Below are 18,832 nucleotides of genomic sequence, written 5' to 3'. Positions count from 1 at the left end.
GGCTCACCCCGAGCGAGGAGTAACCGCCGCATCACCGGCGAACCGTGACGGAGACAACGTAACAGGCTGCGAAGGGTTACTGAAGAGCCACCCCTCGCAGCCCGCCGCGATTCAGCGCCGGACCGGCGTGAAATCGCGGGCGGCGATGAACTCCGGGCGCGGCTTTCCCGCCGCGAACGGATCCACCACCGCGTTGTCCACGCTGTTGAACACCAGGAAGATGTTCGAGCGCGGGTACGGGGTGATGTTGTTCCCCGACCCGTGCATGATGTTCGAGTCGAACCACAGCGCCGAGCCCGCGTGCCCGGTGAACTGCTCGATGCCGTGCTCGGCGGCGAGCTTGGCGATCTCGTGCTCCGAGGGAACCCCGACCTTCTGCTCCTTGAGCGAGGACTTGTAGTTGTCCTCCGGGGTCTCGCCCGCGCACTGCACGAACGTGCGCTGCGAACCCGGCATCACCATCAGCCCGCCGTTGAACGGGTAGTTGTCGGTGAGCGCGATGGAACAGCTGACCGCCCTCGGCACCGGCATGCCGTCCTCGGCGTGCCAGGTCTCGAAGTCGGAGTGCCAGTAGAACCCGTTCCCGCGGAACCCGGGCATGTAGTTGACCCGGCTCTGATGGACGTACACGTCGGACCCCAGGATCTGCCGCGCGCGGTCGAGCACGCGGGGATCCCGGACCAGCTCGGCGATCAGCTCGCTGATCTTGTGCACCTCGAAGATCGAGCGGACCTCGCCGCTGGACTTCTCGGTGACCACCCGATCGTCGGCCTTCAGCACCTCGTCCCCGGACAGCCGGACGAGTTCCTGCCAGTAGGTCTGCACCTCGGCGGGGGAGAGCAGGCCCTCCACCATCGAGTACCCCTTGGCGTCGTGCGAGGCCAAGGTGGCGGCGTCGATCGGACCGTCGGCTTCGCTGCCCCACACCGTGGGGTCCAGGCGGTCGATCGCCCCGGACTCCCCAGCCGGGAGTCGGGTCGGGTAGGCGTCCCCGATCCGGGTGTCCATCAGAGTCAAGCTACTCGCCTCCTCGAATAGTGCTCTTCGCTCAGGATTCCTCGGTCACCAGCGGATACACACCGTTTTCGTCGTGGACCTCGCGGCCGGTGACCGGCGGGTTGAACACGCACACCGTCTTCATGTCGGTCTTCGGCAGCACCTGGTGCTTGTCGTGGTCGTTGAGCAGGTACAGCGACCCCGGCTTGAGCTCGTGGCGCTCGCCGGTGGCCTTGTTGACCACTTCGCCTTCGCCCTCGTAGACGAACACGGCCTCGATGTGGTTGGCGTACCAGAAGTCGTTGACCGTGCCCGCGTAGAGCGTGGTCTCGTGCACCGAGAAGCCGACCTTCTCCTTCGCCAGGATGATGCGCTTGCTGCGCCAGTTCGGCGTCTTGATGTCGGCGTCGGTGTCGGTGATCTCGTCGAGGGTGCGGACGATCAAGGTCGTGTCTCCTTCACTTTCCTACTTGGTCAGCACGGCGCGGATGGACTCGCCGATGAGCTCCAGTCCCTGTTCCAGCTCGGCGTCGTTGAGGGTCAGCGGCGGCAGCAGCTTCATCACCTCGCCGTCGGGTCCGGAGGTCTCCATCAGCAGACCACGCTCGAAGGCCTCCGCGCACACCGAGTTGGCCAGTTCTCCACTTTGGAATTCCAGGCCACGCGCCAGGCCACGGCCCTTGGCGACCAGTTTGGCCTCGGGGTAGGTCTGCACGATCTCGTCGAAGACCGACGCGATGCGCTCACCCTTGGCCCGGGTCGACCGCTCGAGCTTGTCGTCGCTCCAGTACACGCGCAGCGCCTCGGCCGCGGTGACGAACGCGGGGTTGATGCCGCGGAAGGTGCCGTTGTGCTCGCCGGGCTCCCACACGTCGAGTTCCGGCTTGATCAGCGTCAGCGCGAGCGGCAGGCCGTAGCCGCCGATCGACTTCGACAGGCAGACGATGTCCGGCTTGATGCCGGCGTCCTCGAAGCTGAAGAACGGGCCGGTGCGGCCACAGCCCATCTGCACGTCGTCGAGGATGAGCAGGATGTTGTGCCGTTCGCACAGGTCGGACAGGCCCTTGAGCCACTCCAGCCGGGCCGCGTTGATGCCGCCCTCGCCCTGCAGCGCCTCGACGATCACCGCGGCGGGCTCGTTCAGGCCGCTGCCGGAGTCCTTGAGCAGCCGCTCGAAGTACAGGAAGTCCGGGTAGGCGCCGTCGAAGTACCGGTCGTACGGCATCGGGGTGGCGTGCACCAGCGGGATACCGGCACCGCCGCGCTTCATCGAGTTGCCGGTCACCGACAGCGCGCCCAGGGTCATGCCGTGGAAGGCGTTGGTGAAGTTGATGACCGACTCCTTGCCGGTCACCTTGCGGGCCAGCTTGAGCGCGGCTTCGACGGCGTTCGCGCCACCGGGACCGGGGAAGACCACCTTGTAGTCCAGCTCCCGCGGCAGCAGGATGTTGTCCTGCAGGGTCTGCAGGAAGTCGCGCTTGGCCACGGTGAACATGTCCAGCGCGTGGGTCACGCCGTCGCGCGCGATGTAGTCCAGCAGCGCCTGCTTGAGCGCCGGGTTGTTGTGGCCGTAGTTCAGCGCGCCGGCGCCGGCGAAGAAGTCGAGGTACTCCTTGCCGGTCTCGTCGAAGAGCTTGCTGCCCTGCGCCCGGTCGAAGACCACCGGCCAGCCGCGGCTGTAACTGCGCACCTCGGATTCGAGTTTCGAGAAGATTTCCATGTTCATCGGCAGTTCCGTCCGTCCCTGTGGATTTTCCCCATTGGCCATGTGCGAATCACTTGCGCGCCAGCGGCCCGATTCGATAAAGGTCCTCTGGCTCGTGCGCACCGTCGTCGTCCGGGAAATCGGCGGAAGCGAACAGTTCTGCGCTTTCCAGATCCGCTTCCCAGCGCTTCGCGAAGGACTCGAAGAGCTTGATGGACGCCTGGTTGTCCGGGGTGATGGTGGTCTCGAGGTAGCGCACGCCCTGCCCGACCAGCCGGTCGAACAACGCGTCGAGCAGCGCTCCGGCCAGCCCTTTTCCGCGTTGGGACGCGTCGACGGCGACCTGCCAGACCAGCGCCGTCTCGGGATCGGACGGCTTGCGGTAGGCGATCACGAACCCCACCGCGGCACCGTCGTCGCGCGCGACGACGGAGGTGTCCGCGAAATCGCGGCACCACAGCAGATAGGCGTACGCCGAGTTCAGATCAAGCTTCTGCGAATCGCGCGCGATTCGCCAGAGTTCGGCACCGTCTGCCTTGGTCGGGGATTCGATCAAGTGCTTTCCGGACATGTCGAACGAACTTAACAGAATCGCAAAGGGGCATCAGCCCGAACGGACTAGTCCACCCGCGCTACCTGCGCAGACGCAGAAAACCCTGTGAGTATGGCAACAGTAACGTAGGATCGCCGGTTTCGCTGGACTACAATGCCGCAGCCTGCCGACACCGCTTCGTGACGAAGCGGTTTCACTTTGGCCACGGTAGTGGCAGCGCTCACGAGACGCGACCCGAAGCGCACGTTTGGCCTAAGCATACGCTGGGTACTCCGGTACTTTTCCCAGCGGGAGCGGCCTACTCGCCGACCTCGCCGTCGGCGAATTCACGCAGCACATCGAGGTGCCCGACGTGCCGGGCGGTCTCCTGGACCAGGTGGGTCAGGACCCACCGCACGGTCTTGTCCTCCTCCGCGCGGCGGACCGGGTCACCGGCTGCCAGCCCGGCCAGCGCCTCACGCGAAATCCGCCATTCCCGCTGGTAGAGGGCCACCACCTCGGCCGGCGAGTGCTCCTTGCCGAGGCGGAACAGGTGGTCGTGGTCGGCGGTGTCACCCCAGAGGTCCGGCAGGTCGCTCCCGCCGCCGACGATGGTCAGCCACCACCGCTCGACCGCGGTGAGGTGCCGCAGCACGCCGAGCGCGTTCATCTCCGGCGACGCCGGGAAGGGCGTCCCCACGGCCTCGGCCCGGCTCAGCCCGGCGACCTTGTTGACCGCCGTCGCGCGCAGGAAGTCGAGGAAGCCCCAGAGCAGGGTCAGCTCGTCGCCGGCGCGGGTTTCCGGCCACGAACGCGCGACCGCGTCCGCCATTTCATTCGAACTCGAGTTCGACACCAGGAAAAGGTATCAGGCGGAGAAGTGCTCCAATAGCAGGACCTGCGCTTCGCCGACGGCGAAGCCGAGCACCGCGCCGGTGGCGATCAGGATCCATTCGTCCTGCTGGAACGCCGGGCGGAGCAGGCCCTCGAACTCCTCCGGGCTCAGCTCCTTCATCTTCGTGATCAGCAGGTTCCGGATGTCCATCGCGTCTTCGGCGTAGTCCTCGACGTAGGTCATCGTTTCCGGCAGCCGCGCCATGATCAGCTCGGAGATCCGCAGCTTCATCGCCTGGTACCGCTTGCTGCCCACGGCCAGCACCACCAGCGGCCGCGCCAGGCTGGTGTGCTTGGCCAGTTCCGCGTCCACCTGCCGCTGGACCAGCGCGAGCACCTTGTCCGACGCGGGTCCGCGCAGCACCGCTTCGATCACGTTGTGCGGGGTGATGATCTCCTTGGCGATCAACGCGCCGTAGGACTCCGAGACCTCGGCACGCCGCTTGAGGAACAGGCCCTGCCACTCGAACAAGCCCAGGTACCGCTTCGGCTGCTTCGGGTAGAAGATCATCTTCAGCGCCAGCCAGTCGGTGAACCAGCCGGTGAACAGGCCGAACAGCGGCATGATCAGCGGCACCTTGAACAGGATCCAGACCACCATCTGGACCACCCCGATGGCGCCGCCGAAGAAGATGCCGGAACGGGCGATGAACTTGAACTCCTGGTCACCGGCCTCCTGGAAGATGCGGTTGAGCAGCCGCTTGTCCTTGACCAGGCTGGTGACCACCATGTCCTTGAGGTCGAAGACGCTGTCCACGTCCTGCTTGACCCCGTCCATCAGGGAGGCGACCATGCGCGGGGACTCCGCCTGCACGCGGCTGATCACCAGGCGCTGCACCCGCGACGGCAGCGATTCCCACAGCCCCGGCTGGTATTCGGCGGCCACCACGCGCACGATCTCTTCGATGCCGGCCAGCAGCGGCTTTTCGATCTCCTTGGCGATGCGGCCGGGATCGAGCCGGTTCAGCACGTCGCTCGGCTTGATCAGCTGCTGGGTCATCGTGTCGCAGGCGATGCCCGCCATCCGGGCCGCGCGCTTGGGCACCACGCCCTGCCAGCCGAAGAACGGTTTGACACCAACGAATTCCAGGGGCTGGAACATCATCCGGATGGCCACCAGCTTGGTGGTGTACCCGATCAGCGCGGCGATCAGCGGGATGGAGCAGTAGAGCGGCCAGTTGCGTGCGAAGTCCTCCACGATGCCGCCCATGGCTCATGATCACACGGGCGTCCACCTGGGACAATGCTCAGCTCCGGGCCGGATCGCAGGCAGCCCAGAACTGTTTGCCGAGTCGCGAAACGTGCACGGTCCGGCGAACGAACTTCACCCGTTTGACCGAGCTCTCCGCGGCTCGCACCAGGTCGTCGGTCATCAGGATTTCGTACTGGGTCTCGAGTTCCGGCACTTCCTCGTCCAGCTCCGCCAGGCCGAGGCCGAGCAAGCGGGTGACGTAGCTGGGGACGTGGTCGAGCAGGGTCACCCCGGCCGCCTTGCCCACGGTGGAGGCGTTGCGCAGCACGACGCGCCCCGCGCCACCGAGGCTCGTGCGCTCGGTGACGTCGATCAGCGGGAACGGCGCGCCGTCGGACAGCGCCGAGAGGATCCGTGCTTCGTCCGGCGTGAGCTGGCGCAGGATGATCGCGTACAGGTACTCGCGGGAGCGCTCGCGACCGAAGCCGATGGACCGGTTCAGCAGCTCGGCCATCGCCGCGCGCAGGGGCTCGACGGTGTCCGAGGACGGCATCACCACCACCGTGCCGCGGATCTCACCGGTCAGCGGTTGCCGGATGTGCCGTCCGTTGCCGACGTTCATCGCCGAAGCGGCGCTCAGCGCGGCCAGGTACGGGTCGTCGACCTCTTCCAGCCGCTTGCGCAGCTCGGTCAGCGCGAGCCGTTCGAGGGAGCGCAGGCCGCGTTCGGCGGCGTCGGCACCGGGCAGGCGCTTGCCGAGCGTGTAGCCGGCGCGGGCGGCGATGCTCGCCAGCCTGCCCGCACGCTCGGCGAAGTTCTCCTGAGCACCCACGGTGCCCCTCCCCTCCTGACGCCCCGGATACTACTTGTCAGTAGGTTCGGTAGGCCGAACGGACGCCCGTCGCTTCCATCACACCACGAGCCAGGCCTTCGCGGCGGCCAAGCCGTCGAGGGTGATCTGGTGCCCGCCGGCGTGCCGGTGCTCGGTGATCTCGGCCGACCGCTCGCGCAGGAACTCCACGTACTGCCCGGTCGAAGCCAGCGGGGCCATCGGGTCGCGTTCGCCGTTGGACAGGAAGACCCGGGTGCGCCGCAGGTCGTGCGCGGGCGGGTCCGGCACCGGTGACATCGCGGCGAACAGCATCGCCTCGGTCAGCGCGTCCGGGCGGAGCAGCACGGTCGCGGCCGCGATGTTGGCACCGTTCGAGAAGCCGACCGCGACCAGCCGCCGGTCCCGCAGGCCGTACAGCGCCCGCGCCTCCTGCACGAAATCGGCCAGCTGGTTCGCGCGGAAGACGACGTCCTCGGTGTCGAACACGCCCTCACTCAGGCGGCGGAACCACCTCGCGGCGCCCTGCTCGGAGACCGGCCCGGCGGGCGCCAGCAGCGACGCCCCCGGGTTCAGCTCCCCGGCCAGGCCGACCAGGTCGTCCGGGCCGCCGCCGGTGCCGTGCAGCAGGAGCAGCACGGGCGCCGACGGGTCGCCTTCGACGAACTTGTGCTCGAGTGCGAGGTCGGTCATTTCCGCTCCATGTCGTTCTCGGCGGGCAGCTCCAGCTTCGGCAGCGAGGCCTCGATCTGCTCGCGGGTCGGCTCCAGCCACGGCGGCAGCTTCAGCGCGCGGCCCAGTTCGAGCAGCGGCTCGTCGATCGCGAAGCCGGGCTCGTCGGTGGCCATTTCCAGCAGCGTGCCGCCGGGCTCGCGGAAGTAGATCGAGCGGAAGTACTGGCGGTCCAGGATGGAGGTGACGTTCACCCCGCGGTCGACCAGTTCCTCGCGCCAGGCCACCTGGGTCTGCTCGTCGGGCACCCGCCACGCCACGTGGTGCACGGCGCCGGAGGCGACCAGGCCGCGCGGCGCGTCCGGGGTGACCAGCACGTCGACCAGCGCGCCGGGACCGCCCTCACCGGCGGCGAAGCGGAACCGGTTGCCGTCCTGCTCGACGAAGCTCAGGCCGATGCCGTCGGTCAGCATGCCCGCCGTCGCGTCCTCTTCGGACACCGAGAGGGTGACCGAGTGCAGACCGCGGATGGCGTGCTGCGCGGGCACGAGCGGGGTGTCCCACGGGTCGCGGGGGTCGCCCTGCGGGTGCGCGACCAGCGCGAGCTTGAGCCCGTCGGGGTCGGCGAAGGAGAGCGTGTCCTCGTTGTCGCGGTTGGTCACCCGGCTGGTGCGCAGGCCGGTGGCCTCGAGGTGCTGCTTCCACCAGCCGATCGAGTTCTCCGGCACGGAGAAGGAGGTGGTGGTCGCCTGGCCGGTGCCGTGGCGCCCGCTGGGCGCGTCCTTCCACGGGAAGAAGGTCATCAGCGTGCCGGGCTTGCCGGACTGGTCGCCGTAGTAGAGGTGGTAGGTGCCGGGGTCGTCGAAGTTGACCGTCGTCTTCACCAGCCGCAGGCCGAGCGTGCGGAGGTAGAAGTCGGCGTTGCGCTGGGGGTCGCCACCGATGGCCGTCACGTGGTGGAGGCCGCTGGTCTTGATGGACATCGCTACTCCTCGGGAAGCGGGGGTGTTCTCAAGCTAACCCGATAACCTCTCGCGTGCAAGATATATTCCGGCGAGAGATTTGAGGTACACTCGCGCTCGTGACGCGACCGGATCCGTGTACCGACGACGACGAGATCGTGACCTGGTGGGGCCTGGTGATCGAGGGCTACCTGGCCACGCAGAACAAACTGATGGGCGAGATCGCCGACCGCTTCGGCCTGGCGCCCGCCTCGTTCGACATCCTGCTGCGGCTGGTGCGCTCGCCGGACAACCGCATGCCGATGACCCGCCTGGCCGGCGAAGCCGCCCTCTCGAGCGGCGGCTTCACGAAGGTGGCGGACCGCCTGGTGGCCGCGGACCTGATCTGCCGCGTCCCCTCCCCGGACGACCGGCGGGTCACCTACGCCGTGCTCACCGACCACGGCCTGTCCGTGGCACTGGAAGCACGGCGGGCATGCGCCGAAATCCTGCGCAAAATCGTCCTGGCCCCGCTGGGCACCGACGCCTCCACCTCCCTGGCCGACGCCATGCGCACCCTGCGAACCCACAACACCTAACCCACGTCCCCGCACCCGAGTTCGACATTCGGACCGCCGGGCAAGCGAGACCCACATTCAGGAAGCTGAACTCCACACTCAGGAAGCCGAACCCCACGTTCAGACACCCGAGTCCCACACTCGGGCAACACCCGGCGAGCCTCGGGCAGCCGATGATCACGCCACGATGGGCCGCCGCAACGGACGGGCTCGCGGACGGCCGGGCAAGTCCCACGCTCGGGCAGCCGAACCCCACACTCGGGCAGCCGAGTTCCACGTTCCCGCAGGCGAAACCTGCGCTCACGCAACCGAGTCCCGCACTCAGGCAGGCGAACTCCACGCTCGGGCAGCCGAACCCCACGTTCAGGTACCCGAGTTCCACACTCGGGCAGCACCCGGCGGACCTCGGGCAGCCGATGATCGCGCCACGATGGGCCGCCGCACCGGGGCGGGCTCGCGGTCGACCAGGCGAGTCCCACGTTCGAACAGGTGAGTTCCACACCCGAGCAACCGAACCCCACACTCAGGCAGCCGAGTTTCACGTTCCCGCAGGCGAAACCTGCGCTCACGCAACCGAGTCCCGCACTCAGGCAGGCGAACTCCACACTCAGGCAGGCAAGTCCTGCATTCAGACAGGCGAACTCCACGCTCGGGTAGCCGAACTCGACACTCCAGCAGCCGAGTTTCGCGTTCCCGCAGGCGAGTGCTGCATTCAGGCGGGCGAGTTCGACATTCGGGTAGTCGAGGTCCGCGCTCGGGTGGGCAAAATCTGCACGCAGGGGGTCAGGCGGGTTGGGGTTCGGCGTGGGTGGTGCGGATGCGGATGGCGGTCCAGGTGATGAAAGTCCATAGGACCAGCGAGGACAGCAGGTCCGTGAAGATGGTGGCGAACCAGAAGGCGGGGATGTCCGGCACCCCGAAGAGGAAGTGGCCCAGGCTCGCCACGCCCGACAGCGAGAAGACCAGCAGGTAGGCGTTCGCGGCCCAGTAGCGGCGGCGGGTGTAGGCCGAGTAGCCCAGGGCGGCGAAGGCGGCGAAGACGAACCAGCCGCCGCCGACCAGGAATTGGGTGGCGGGCAGGCTCAGGCCTTCGACCGGCGGGTAGTCCTCCGCTCGGATCGTGTTGTGCGCGTAGTGCAGGCCCGTGGTGAGCAGGCTCCCCGCCAGCACCCAGCGCAGGATTCGCAATCCCCGATCATCCATCGTCGCCTCCCGGACTTGATAGATCGCTCTAGCGCCGAGGGTAGGGCTGAAGAGGCCCCCGCGACAAGGGACAAGAGCACAGGAGTCGCGGGGGCCTCGGGAAATGTCAGCGTTGGCGACCGTACAGACGCATCGTGATGGGGCCGAACACGGCGATCAACACGGCACACGAACCGAAGACCCACAGCAGTTCCGAACCCACGACCGTGCCGTGCATCAGTCCGCGCACCGAGCTGACCAGGTGCGTCACCGGGTTCACCTCGACCACCGTGCGCAGCCACGACGGCATGGTGGCCGGGTCGACGTAGATGTTGCTGCCGAAGGTCAGCGGCATCAGCACCATCATGCTCCAGCCCATCACCGACTTCGACGTCGACAACTTCAGCCCGAACATGGTCCACACCCAGGACAGGCTGAACGAGAACACCAGCAGCATGGCCACCCCGGCCAGCACCCCGACGAACCCACCGCCGGGCCGGAAACCCAGCAACAGTCCCAAAAGGATGGTGATCGTCGCACCGAGGAGGTACCGCACGGCGTCGCCGAACAACGCGCCCACGATCACCGACGGCCGCCAGATCGGCAGCGAGCGGAACCGGTCGAAGATGCCCTTCGAGATGTCCTCGTTGATGCCGACGCCGGTGTACATGGTGATCATCACGACGCTCTGCACCAGGATGCCCGGCAGGAAGAACTGCAGGTAGTTCTCGGTGGAACCGGCCAGCGCACCCCCGAACAGGTAGGTGAACATCAACGTCATCATGATCGGGAACGCGGTCACGTCGAACAATTGGTCCGGCACGTGCTTGATCTTCAGCAGCGCGCGCCAGCCGAAGGTGAACGAGGTGGACAGCGCGCTCGGCTTCGGCGGCCGTTCGCGGGTGGCCAGTGCCTTGAGCAGCCCGTCGTCGACGACCTGGGCGGACGTGGCCTGCGCTGATGTGGTGGTCATGCCACGCTCCCCTCGAGCTCTTCTTCGGTCTTTTCGGCGGTGTGCCCGGTGAGCGCCAGGAAGACCTCGTCCAGGCTCGGCTGCCCGAGCGAATAGGCGGCCACCTTCACCCCGGCGGCGGGCAGTTCGGCCAGCGCCGCGGCCACCTTGTCCGGCTCGGGTACACGCACTGTCAGCGCCACCGGATCGGAATCGTGCTCGATCGGCACGTCGAGCACCCGCGAGAGCACGCGACCGGCCTCCTCGCGCATTTCCGGCTCGGCCACCCGGACGTGCAGGGCACCCGTGCCGACCGAAGCCTTGAGCTGCCCCGAAGTGCCTTCGGCGATGATCTTCCCGCGGTCGATCACCGCGATCCGGTCGGCCAGTTGATCGGCCTCCTCCAGGTACTGCGTGGTCAGCAGAACCGTGGTGCCGCCGGCGACCAGCGCGCGCACGATGTCCCAGACCTGGTTGCGGCTGCGGGGATCGAGGCCGGTGGTCGGCTCGTCGAGGAACATCAGGTCCGGCGCGACGACGATGCTGGCGGCGATGTCGATCCGCCGACGCATGCCGCCGGAGTACGTCTTCACCAGCCGCTCGGCGGCCTCATCGAGCCCGAACGCCTCGAGCAGTTCGGTCGCCCGCCGCTTCGAAGCGGCCCGCGAGAACCCGAGCAACCGGGCCAGCAGCACCAGGTTCTCCATGCCGCTGAGGTCCTCGTCGACCGAGGCGAACTGGCCGGTCAGGCTGACCCGCTTGCGCACCGCGTCGGCCTCGGTGGCCAGGTCGTGCCCGAACACGCGCGCCGATCCCCCGTCCGGGCGCAGCAGGGTGGCGAGCATGCGGATGGTCGTGGTCTTGCCTGCGCCGTTCGGCCCGAGGAAGCCGTAAACCCGCCCCTGCGGGACGGCGAGGTCGACCCCGTCCACCGCTCTCGTCTTGCCGAACGTCTTGACCAGGCCACTGGCCTCGATCGCCAAATCCATGAAACCCCCAAAGTTTGATCACCGGTACCGCTGGACTAGTTCTGCGAAGCGCTGCTCGGGCCAAGCTGGCCGGTCCCCGAGGACCAGCTCGGTGAACAACTGCTCGAGCCGGATCTGCCAGGCGGCGAGTACCGTAGCGCGCACCCCCGACAATTTCGCCGGGATCGTCTGGGTCAGCTCCACGTGGGTGGCGAGTTCGGGATCGTGGACGAGGCGCCAGCGCACCAGCCCGGCCGGCTCGCCGTCGTGGAGCCACCGGTAGGTCAGGTCCTGCGGCGCGCACACCGCGGTCACCTCACCGGCCGGCACCGGGCCGATGGTGAACGGTAGCGGCGGCTCCTGCCCGAGCTCAACCGGTTTCCCCTCGGAGAGCGCGGCCCACACGGTGTCGAACGCCCGCCACACCACGTCGAGCCGGAACACCACTCCGTCCTCGGTGACCTCGCCGCGCGCGACCTCGTATTCACGCAGGTAGGACACCATGAGCGGACGGTGGTCGAGCGGTTCCTCGGTACGCCCGTCCAGTTGCGCGGAGAGCGCCGCGAGGCAGGTGTCCCAGCCCGCCGCGGTGCGGTGCGCGGTGAACCGCGCGCCTTCGGCCATGGTGTGCGTGAACACCAGCACGCAGCCGGATTCCGCGGGCAGGATCTCGAACCGCAGCACGTCGGCGTTCCAGCGGAAGGCGTACACCCTGGGTGAGTCGTATTCGAGGATCTCGCCGTAACTCGGCTCGTCCTCGCCGGGGAAGGTGAACTCCATCTTCGCGCCCGGTTTCAGCTCGGCGGCGATCAACGCCGGGAACCACCGCGCCATTTCGGCGGGTTCGGTGATCGCGCGCCACACCTTGGCCGGCGGGTGCGCTAGTTCGCGCTCGAACCGCAGTACCGGCTTGTCGCCGATCGCGCTCAACACGGCCGGATTCATGACGGGTCCTCCTCATCGGGCATGGTTTCGAGGTGGCGTTCGAGCGCGTCCAGGCGCGAATTCCAGAGCGCGCGGTACGGCGCGAGCCACGCGTCGATCTCGGCGAGCGGCTCGGGGCACAGCCGGTACCACCGTCGCTGCGCGTCCTGGCGGACTTCGACGAGTCCGGCTTCGCGCAGCACCTTCAGGTGCTTCGACACCGTGGGCTGGGTGAGCGTCAACCGGTCGACCAGTTCCCCGACCGGTCGTTCCCCGGCGCGGAGCAGGTCGAGGATCTCCCGGCGGCGGGGCTCGGCCAGCACTTCGAACGTAGTTGCCACTCAAGGAATATAGCCCGCATGGCATACAACCTGTCAAACGGCGACCCCGCAGGCTGGACTGCACAACCTGCGGGGCCTCGGCCAAGCGAGCGCCCGGGCACCGGCTCGACCTGCTGTCCTTGGTACCCGCAACGGCCCAGCGCACACACGGACTCGCGCCGGGCTCGTGTGCCGGACAGAATGGCCCGATGGCCGATCTGAAACCACGCAGCCGGGACGTCACCGATGGAATGGAACGAGCGGCGGCGCGCGGCATGCTCCGCGCCGTCGGCATGGGGGACGACGACTTCGCGAAACCGCAGATCGGCATCGCGTCCTCGTGGAACGAAATCACCCCGTGCAACCTGTCGCTGCAGCGGCTGGCGCAGGCGAGCAAGCAGGGCGTGCACGCCGGCGGCGGCTTCCCGATGGAGTTCGGCACCATCTCGGTGTCCGACGGGATTTCCATGGGGCACGAGGGAATGCACTTCTCGCTGGTGTCCCGTGAGGTGATCGCGGACTCGGTGGAGACGGTGATGCAGGCCGAGCGGCTGGACGGCGCGATTCTGCTGGCCGGGTGCGACAAGAGCCTGCCGGGCATGCTGATGGCCGCCGCGCGGCTCGACGTGGCCGCCGTCTTCCTCTACGCGGGCTCGACCCTGCCGGGCACGGTGGACGGTCGGGAGGTCACCATCATCGACGCCTTCGAGGCGGTCGGCGCGTGCGCGCGCGGGCTGATCACCCGCGAAGAGGTCGACAAGATCGAGCGCGCCATCTGCCCGGGCGAGGGCGCGTGCGGCGGGATGTACACGGCGAACACGATGGCCTGCGCGGCCGAGGCGCTGGGCATGTCGCTGCCGGGCTCGGCCAGCCCGCCGTCGGTGGACCGCCGCCGCGACCGGTTCGCGCGCGAAAGCGGCGAGGCCGTGGTCGGCTTGCTCGCCGCGGGCATCACCGCGCGGCAGATCCTCACCCGCGAGGCGTTCGAGAACGCGATCGCCGTGGTGATGGCGCTCGGCGGGTCGACGAACGCCGTACTGCACCTGCTGGCCATCGCGCACGAGGCGGAGGTCGAGCTGACGCTGGACGACTTCACCCGCATCGGCGACCGGGTCCCGCACCTGGCCGACGTGAAACCGTTCGGGCGGCACGTGATGACCGCGGTCGACCGGGTCGGCGGGGTGCCCGTGGTGATGAAGGCACTGCTGGACGCGGGCCTCCTGCACGGCGACTGCCTCACCGTGACCGGGAAGACGCTCGCGGAGAACCTGGAAGAATTGGCTCCGCCGGAACTGGACGGCGAGGTGGTGCGCAAGCTGTCCAACCCGATCCACCCGACCGGCGGCCTGACCATCCTGCACGGCAGCCTGGCGCCGGAAGGTTCCGTGGTGAAGAGCGCAGGCTTCGACTCGACGCTCTTCGAAGGCACCGCAAGGGTTTTCGACGGCGAGAAGGCAGCGATGGACGCACTGCCCACGCTGCAAGCCGGTGACGTGGTGGTGATCCGGTACGAAGGCCCGCGCGGGGGCCCGGGCATGCGCGAGATGCTGGCGGTCACCGGCGCGATCAAGGGCGCAGGCTTGGGCAAGGACGTCCTGCTGCTCACCGATGGACGTTTTTCCGGTGGTACCACGGGATTGTGCGTCGGCCACGTGGCACCGGAGGCCGCGCACGGCGGCCCGATCGCTTTCGTCGCCGACGGGGACCCGATCGTGCTGGACCTGACCACCCGAACGCTGGACCTGCGGGTGAGCCCCGAAGAACTCGCGCGACGCCGAGAAGGCTGGACGCCCCCCACCAGCCGACGAACCGGGGTTCTCGGGAAATACGCACGCCTAGTGGGCTCAGCCGCCCAAGGCGCCGTCTGCTCATGACCAGTGTCACGAATGTGGCTTTGGGGGCCGATTCCGCCCCGAAAGCCACATTCGTGACATCGCCAGGCCCTCCCGGTGCCGTGAATGCCACATTCACGGCACTTTTCGCCGTGAATGCCACATTCACGGCACCACCCGGCACCAACGCGCCCCGGCCACACACGGCACCCGACACCACACCCGCGCCCCGGCCACAAACGACCCAGCACCACACAAACCCCGGCACCAAACGTGACCCGGCGACGGGAGCCAGCACCGCCCACACTCCCCATCCCGCCCCGGTCCCCAGCCAAAAACACGGCGAAGACCCCTCAAGAACCCGTATGCAACTCCAGTATCCGACTGACCTCAGCAGCCAACCGATCCCGCCCCGCAGCCAGATAAGCACACGGATCATGCACCGCCGGGTTCCGGTGCCGGTATTCCATCACCCCATCAGCGAACACCCGCCGCACCAAATCGGCACAAGTCAACCGCATGATCCCCGCCTGCACAGCGGCAACCAGCTCCCCATCAGTACCAACCGGACAGTCCGCCAGCGCCAACGGCACACCAGTCCGCCGGCGCAAGCGCGAGATCAAATCCAGATCAGGCATGCCGTCCCGCGCCCCCACAGCCAGCGTGTCCACCCCGGTCGCCGCGGCGAACTCGCCGGCGTTCGCCGGGTCGACCCGGCCGCCCAGGCCCGCTTCCACCCAGACCCCGTTGCGGTGGCAGTATTCCACCACCTCCCGCGTCACCGCCAAGTCCGAAGTGGACACCCGGAACAACACCGAGCCGAAGCCCAGTTCCACCACCTCGGTCATGCGCGAGAGCGAGTCCACGTGGTCGAAGTGCAGCGCCACCGGGACGGTCGCCGACTTCGCCGCGGCCAGTGCGGCGGCGGCGATCGGCGCCAGCGCGCCGTGGTAGCGCACCGCGGCCCGGCTGATCTGCAGCAGGACCGGCGAGCGCACCGCCTGCGCGCCGTCGATCACCGCGGTCAGCTGCTCCAGCTGGATGACGTCGAACGCGACCCGGCCGGGCCGCAGGATTTCACGCGCCGAGACGAGCGGCATCGGTCACCTGCCAGGCGAGCAGCCCCGCGCCGAGGCAACCGGCGCGATCCCCGAGTTCGGCCACCCGCAGTTCGGGCGGCCGCTGGAAGGTCAGGTACCCGGCCAGCGCGCGGCGCACCGGCTCCACCAGGAACTCCCCCGCGCTGAACAGCCCGCCCCCGAGCACGACCACCTCCGGGGCGACCACCGTGGTGAGCAGGCGCAGCCCGCGGGCCAGCGCGTCGACGGCCTCGTCGAAGATCGCCTTCGCGTCGGGGTCACCGGCGCGTGCCGCGTCGACCACCACCCGCGCGCCTTCGTCCGGGCGCCCGGTCCGCTCGGCGTACCGCCGTCCGATCGCCGAGGCCGACGCGACCGCCTCCAGGCACCCGACCGCACCGCACGGGCACGGCAGGCCGTGGCCGACGTCGGCGTGCCCGATCTCCCCCGCGTACCCGCCTGCCGCGTACGGCTTCCCGTCGATCATGATCGCGACCGCGATCCCGGTGCCCACCGGCAAGAACGCGCAGTTGACCACCCCACGCGCGGCGCCGGCGGTCGCTTCGGCGAGCCCGCCCGCGCGCACGTCGTGGTCGAAGGCCACCGGCACCCCGAGCCGTTCGGCGAGGATCGCTTCGAACGGCACGTCGCGCCAGCCGAGGTTGGACGAGTAGTGCGCCACCCCGCCGTCGACGATGCCCGGCACCACCACACCGACGCCTGCGGGCGCGCGTCCGCCGGTCAGTTCCGCGGTGATCGCCACCACCTGCTCGGCGACCGCCGCCGCGGTGGTGTGCCCGCCGAGCGCTCGCGCGGTCGGCTGCCGCAGCACCGCCAGCTCGGTCAGGTCACGGTCGAGCAACGCGGCTTTGATCGCCGTGCCGCCGATGTCCAGTGCCACCACCGCAGGATCCATGGGCTGATTCTGCCGCCTCACCGATCTCGCTGGGAGCCCGGATCAGCTCCCGAGCACGCGGTGGGCGTTGGCCACCCTCGCCTGGTTGGCCGTTTTGATTTCGTCGAACCGCGTCCGCTCCCGCTCGATCACCTGCCGTTGCAGCCCGGTTTCGGCCTCGTGCCAGATCCGCGCCAGCCCGGTGGACTGCTTGCAGCCCACGTCCGCCTGCGCGGTCCGCACCTCCTCCGGCGAGGGCGCCGGGGAATCCAGCTGCCACTTCGCGTCGGCGATCGCGTCTTCCGGGGTCGCGTAGGCGAAGCCGTGCCCTGCCATGCAGGTGCGCCAGCCTTCCCGTGCGGCGGCAACGGGTTCGAGCTCGGCGGACGCCTCCAGCGCGCTGAAGTCCTGATCGGTCAGCCAGCCGGTGTCGGCGGCCGGGGCGTCCTTGCGCAGTTCACGCTGGGCTTCGTCCGAGCAACCGTTTTCCCCGTCGAGCAGCGTGCGTATTTCCTTACTCAGCCCGGCTTCCCATTCCTGCTGCCGCAGCGACCGGTTTTCGGTCGCCTGGTCACTCGGAAAATGGTAACCGAAGCGCGTCGCCACCGATTCGTCCACCAAACCGTATCGGCGACTGTTTTCCGTTCCGGCGGCCGCGTTCGAACCGCTGATCTCCGGAATGTCCACCTCGTGCCCACGCGCGCGCATGCACGTTTCAGCCAGCGTCGATCGCGCTTTTTCCACGGTGACCCGATCCGGCGTGGCCAGCTGGTATTCGTCGAAGGGCAGCACGAAACCGCTCACCGGCAACGCCTCGGCGGGCAGCGGCGGTGGTGGTTCCTCCCCGGCGCAACCGGCGAGGGCCAGCAGGCCGAGCAGCACAGGGGCGATCCGGGCACGCACAACGACTCCCTCCGCGGAAGCGGTCGTGGGTGCACCGGGGGCCCGGCGCACCCACGAATCGGCTGGTTACAGGTCCGGCGCGCAGATGTCGACCGCGCTGAGCCGGTTGTCCCCGACGGCGTTGTTCGACAGGAAGCCGTCGTCCTGGTTGTTCTCGATCCGCGTGTGCGCGCCCGTGCCGCCCACGTGCTGCCACAACCGCACCTGGCAGCCACGGCGGTTCTTCACCGAGCTGGTCTCGTTGTCGATGCTGTCGTTGGACCCGACCCAGTAGTTGTTGCGCAGGTCCCAGTCATCGCTTCTGAGGTCGAGCCAGTGGTTCGTGTTGCCGTTGTTGTAGTCGTTGTTCTCGAACAGACAGAAGTTGCCCGAGCTGCAGCTACCCGCCAGGACACCGGCCGAAGCCGGCATCGCGGCGAGGCCGAGGCCACCGGCCGCGGCGATGGACACAACGGCAGCCGAAATGAGTTTCCGCACCGATTTGCTCCTTTTCCCGTTTGACGGGTCGAGCATTTCGCGAATGGGAGAGGATCACCAGGTGACGATGTGGACTACCACGGATGATGTTCGTCATCACCGGTCGAGCAGCAGCGCGATCCCGTCGAGCACCCTGGCCAGCCCGAATTCGAATGTCTCGTCGAACAGGGTCACCTCGGACTGCTCCGACATCAGCTCGCTCAGCCTGGGGTGGTCCTCGGCCACCACGTTGCCGGCGAGGTCGCGGCCGGTGGTCTCCCACCACTGCTCGATGTCCACCCCGGACGCCCGCCGGGCCTCCCAGTCGTTGGCCATCAGCAGGCCGATCCCGCTGGTGTAGTGGTTCACCGTCAGCACCAGCTGGAACTTCATCACCGCGGACAGGCCGAGCCCGTCGAACGAGGCGAGCGCCCACTCCACCTCTTCGGTCATGTTGGGCAGCAGCACCGTGCGCGGGGTGGTGACGAACGGCAGCACCCACGGGTGCCGCTGGTACAGCTCCCAGTCGTAGCGTGCGACCGCGGTCATCCGCTCCCGCCAGCCGGTCAGCCCCGGCGAGCGCGGCGACTGCCGGGCGATCACCTCTTCGACCATGAGCGAGAGCAGTTCGTCCTTGCCCGGCACGTACCGGTAGAGCGACATCGTGCCCGCGCCGAGTTCGGCGGCGATCCGGCGCATCGACAGCGCGCTCGCGCCTTCGGCGTCGGCCACCTCGATCGCCGCCTGGACGATCGCCTCGATCGTCAGCGCCCGGTCCGGGTCCGCCGTCCGGGCCACCGTCGCCCCGGCGGCCACCCGCGCGCGGTAGGCCTTCGCCTGGCAGGACCGCGAGCAGTACCGCGGCCGGCGGCCCCGCGCGGGCACCTCGAGCGGCTCACCGCATTCCACACAGCTCATTTCCACACGCCCCATTTTTGTGACGAAATGCTACCACGGCGTCCGTGACGAAATGGTCGCGTGA

Annotated in this window: 21 protein-coding genes; 2 read left to right on the top strand and 19 right to left on the bottom strand. The window is 68.4% G+C overall.

Features of this window, described 5'->3' with window-relative positions; translation table 11 throughout:
• Positions 1-111: 111 nt before the first annotated feature.
• The 9 genes from thpD to L3Q67_RS13990 form a co-directional block, all read right to left on the bottom strand.
• Positions 112-1,008 carry an ectoine hydroxylase gene (gene thpD, locus L3Q67_RS14030; RefSeq protein ID WP_499189910.1) on the bottom strand — a complete coding sequence of 299 codons (897 nt, stop codon included), beginning with the start codon at positions 1,006-1,008 and terminating at the stop codon, positions 112-114.
• A gap of 40 nt (positions 1,009-1,048) precedes the next feature.
• Positions 1,049-1,441 carry an ectoine synthase gene (locus L3Q67_RS14025; protein WP_209662895.1) on the bottom strand — a complete coding sequence of 131 codons (393 nt, stop codon included), beginning with the start codon at positions 1,439-1,441 and terminating at the stop codon, positions 1,049-1,051.
• 21 nt (positions 1,442-1,462) lie between these two features.
• Positions 1,463-2,716 carry an aspartate aminotransferase family protein gene (ectB, locus tag L3Q67_RS14020; protein ID WP_499191533.1) on the bottom strand — a complete coding sequence of 418 codons (1,254 nt, stop codon included), beginning with the start codon at positions 2,714-2,716 and terminating at the stop codon, positions 1,463-1,465.
• A 55-nt stretch (positions 2,717-2,771) separates the two neighbouring features.
• Positions 2,772-3,272 carry a diaminobutyrate acetyltransferase gene (gene ectA / locus L3Q67_RS14015; RefSeq protein WP_209662896.1) on the bottom strand — a complete coding sequence of 167 codons (501 nt, stop codon included), beginning with the start codon at positions 3,270-3,272 and terminating at the stop codon, positions 2,772-2,774.
• Positions 3,273-3,552: 280 nt separating this feature from the next.
• Positions 3,553-4,089 carry a DinB family protein gene (locus L3Q67_RS14010; protein WP_499189909.1) on the bottom strand — a complete coding sequence of 179 codons (537 nt, stop codon included), beginning with the start codon at positions 4,087-4,089 and terminating at the stop codon, positions 3,553-3,555.
• 12 nt (positions 4,090-4,101) lie between these two features.
• Positions 4,102-5,337 (bottom strand): DUF445 domain-containing protein, encoded by a 1,236-nt coding sequence (locus L3Q67_RS14005; RefSeq protein WP_499189908.1) that lies wholly within the window; start codon positions 5,335-5,337, stop codon positions 4,102-4,104.
• 37 nt (positions 5,338-5,374) lie between these two features.
• Entirely contained in the window at positions 5,375-6,151 is a 777-nt protein-coding gene (locus L3Q67_RS14000; protein ID WP_499189907.1) for an Abi-alpha family protein, read from the bottom strand.
• Between the two features lie 78 nt (positions 6,152-6,229).
• Positions 6,230-6,841 carry an alpha/beta hydrolase gene (locus L3Q67_RS13995; protein WP_499189906.1) on the bottom strand — a complete coding sequence of 204 codons (612 nt, stop codon included), beginning with the start codon at positions 6,839-6,841 and terminating at the stop codon, positions 6,230-6,232.
• Entirely contained in the window at positions 6,838-7,803 is a 966-nt protein-coding gene (locus L3Q67_RS13990) for a ring-cleaving dioxygenase (protein ID WP_499189905.1), read from the bottom strand. Before L3Q67_RS13990 ends, L3Q67_RS13995 begins: the two co-directional genes overlap by 4 nt.
• A 98-nt stretch (positions 7,804-7,901) precedes the next feature.
• Between L3Q67_RS13990 and L3Q67_RS13985 the strand changes: the two genes are divergently transcribed.
• Positions 7,902-8,360, top strand: coding sequence for a MarR family winged helix-turn-helix transcriptional regulator (locus L3Q67_RS13985; protein WP_499189904.1), 459 nt, complete (start codon positions 7,902-7,904; stop codon positions 8,358-8,360).
• Between the two features lie 762 nt (positions 8,361-9,122).
• Here the strand turns inward: L3Q67_RS13985 and L3Q67_RS13980 are convergent.
• From L3Q67_RS13980 to L3Q67_RS13960, 5 genes are all read right to left on the bottom strand, one after another.
• Positions 9,123-9,542: a hypothetical protein gene (locus L3Q67_RS13980; RefSeq protein ID WP_499189903.1), complete on the bottom strand. Its 420-nt coding sequence runs from the start codon at positions 9,540-9,542 to the stop codon at positions 9,123-9,125.
• A 106-nt stretch (positions 9,543-9,648) separates the two neighbouring features.
• The gene (locus L3Q67_RS13975) at positions 9,649-10,494 is read right to left on the bottom strand and encodes an ABC transporter permease (RefSeq protein ID WP_499189902.1); all 846 of its coding nucleotides are present in this window, start codon (positions 10,492-10,494) and stop codon (positions 9,649-9,651) included.
• Entirely contained in the window at positions 10,491-11,462 is a 972-nt protein-coding gene (locus tag L3Q67_RS13970; protein WP_499189901.1) for a DrrA family ABC transporter ATP-binding protein, read from the bottom strand. The genes L3Q67_RS13975 and L3Q67_RS13970 overlap by 4 nt, the downstream gene beginning before the upstream one ends.
• 18 nt (positions 11,463-11,480) lie before the next feature.
• On the bottom strand, positions 11,481-12,386 hold the full coding sequence (locus tag L3Q67_RS13965; protein WP_499189900.1) for an SRPBCC family protein: 906 nt from the start codon (positions 12,384-12,386) through the stop codon (positions 11,481-11,483).
• Positions 12,383-12,706, bottom strand: coding sequence for an ArsR/SmtB family transcription factor (locus tag L3Q67_RS13960; protein WP_209662906.1), 324 nt, complete (start codon positions 12,704-12,706; stop codon positions 12,383-12,385). The genes L3Q67_RS13965 and L3Q67_RS13960 overlap by 4 nt, the downstream gene beginning before the upstream one ends.
• 188 nt (positions 12,707-12,894) lie before the next feature.
• Here L3Q67_RS13960 and ilvD point away from each other — a divergent pair, with 188 nt between their 5' ends.
• Entirely contained in the window at positions 12,895-14,559 is a 1,665-nt protein-coding gene (gene ilvD, locus L3Q67_RS13955) for a dihydroxy-acid dehydratase (protein ID WP_499189899.1), read from the top strand.
• A 311-nt stretch (positions 14,560-14,870) separates the two neighbouring features.
• Here the strand turns inward: ilvD and L3Q67_RS13950 are convergent, their stop codons facing one another.
• The 5 genes from L3Q67_RS13950 to L3Q67_RS13930 form a co-directional block, all read right to left on the bottom strand.
• Positions 14,871-15,617 carry a class II fructose-bisphosphate aldolase gene (locus L3Q67_RS13950; RefSeq protein ID WP_499189898.1) on the bottom strand — a complete coding sequence of 249 codons (747 nt, stop codon included), beginning with the start codon at positions 15,615-15,617 and terminating at the stop codon, positions 14,871-14,873.
• Positions 15,595-16,512 (bottom strand): ROK family protein, encoded by a 918-nt coding sequence (locus tag L3Q67_RS13945; RefSeq protein ID WP_499189897.1) that lies wholly within the window; start codon positions 16,510-16,512, stop codon positions 15,595-15,597. Before L3Q67_RS13945 ends, L3Q67_RS13950 begins: the two co-directional genes overlap by 23 nt.
• Before the next feature lie 42 nt (positions 16,513-16,554).
• Positions 16,555-17,394 (bottom strand): hypothetical protein, encoded by an 840-nt coding sequence (locus tag L3Q67_RS13940; RefSeq protein ID WP_499189896.1) that lies wholly within the window; start codon positions 17,392-17,394, stop codon positions 16,555-16,557.
• Positions 17,395-17,460: 66 nt separating this feature from the next.
• Positions 17,461-17,871 (bottom strand): peptidase inhibitor family I36 protein, encoded by a 411-nt coding sequence (locus L3Q67_RS13935; RefSeq protein ID WP_499189895.1) that lies wholly within the window; start codon positions 17,869-17,871, stop codon positions 17,461-17,463.
• 96 nt (positions 17,872-17,967) lie between these two features.
• Complete coding sequence (locus tag L3Q67_RS13930; RefSeq protein ID WP_499189894.1) at positions 17,968-18,783, bottom strand: TetR/AcrR family transcriptional regulator; 816 nt, start codon at positions 18,781-18,783, stop codon at positions 17,968-17,970.
• Positions 18,784-18,832: the final 49 nt, after the last annotated feature.

Origin of the sequence: Saccharothrix sp. AJ9571, from assembly GCF_021725495.1 — a bacterium.
GTDB classification, from domain to species: Bacteria; Actinomycetota; Actinomycetes; order Mycobacteriales; family Pseudonocardiaceae; genus Amycolatopsis; species Amycolatopsis magusensis.
The sequence above is the reverse complement of the archived record's forward strand: the minus strand, read 5'-3'. Positions and strand labels throughout refer to the sequence as shown.

Bases quoted from the DNA above. Each gene is read 5' to 3' on its own strand.
- thpD (WP_499189910.1), bottom strand. From the start codon at position 1,008: ATGGACACCCGGATCGGGGACGCCTACCCGACCCGACTCCCGGCTGGG.
- ectB (WP_499191533.1), bottom strand. From the start codon at position 2,716: ATGGAAATCTTCTCGAAACTCGAATCCGAGGTGCGCAGTTACAGCCGC.
- ectA (WP_209662896.1), bottom strand. From the start codon at position 3,272: ATGTCCGGAAAGCACTTGATCGAATCCCCGACCAAGGCAGACGGTGCC.
- L3Q67_RS14005 (WP_499189908.1), bottom strand. From the start codon at position 5,337: ATGGGCGGCATCGTGGAGGACTTCGCACGCAACTGGCCGCTCTACTGC.
- L3Q67_RS13995 (WP_499189906.1), bottom strand. From the start codon at position 6,841: ATGACCGACCTCGCACTCGAGCACAAGTTCGTCGAAGGCGACCCGTCG.
- L3Q67_RS13990 (WP_499189905.1), bottom strand. From the start codon at position 7,803: ATGTCCATCAAGACCAGCGGCCTCCACCACGTGACGGCCATCGGTGGC.
- L3Q67_RS13980 (WP_499189903.1), bottom strand. From the start codon at position 9,542: ATGGATGATCGGGGATTGCGAATCCTGCGCTGGGTGCTGGCGGGGAGC.
- L3Q67_RS13975 (WP_499189902.1), bottom strand. From the start codon at position 10,494: ATGACCACCACATCAGCGCAGGCCACGTCCGCCCAGGTCGTCGACGAC.
- L3Q67_RS13970 (WP_499189901.1), bottom strand. From the start codon at position 11,462: ATGGATTTGGCGATCGAGGCCAGTGGCCTGGTCAAGACGTTCGGCAAG.
- L3Q67_RS13965 (WP_499189900.1), bottom strand. From the start codon at position 12,386: ATGAATCCGGCCGTGTTGAGCGCGATCGGCGACAAGCCGGTACTGCGG.
- ilvD (WP_499189899.1), top strand. From the start codon at position 12,895: ATGGCCGATCTGAAACCACGCAGCCGGGACGTCACCGATGGAATGGAA.
- L3Q67_RS13950 (WP_499189898.1), bottom strand. From the start codon at position 15,617: ATGCCGCTCGTCTCGGCGCGTGAAATCCTGCGGCCCGGCCGGGTCGCG.
- L3Q67_RS13945 (WP_499189897.1), bottom strand. From the start codon at position 16,512: ATGGATCCTGCGGTGGTGGCACTGGACATCGGCGGCACGGCGATCAAA.
- L3Q67_RS13930 (WP_499189894.1), bottom strand. From the start codon at position 18,783: ATGGGGCGTGTGGAAATGAGCTGTGTGGAATGCGGTGAGCCGCTCGAG.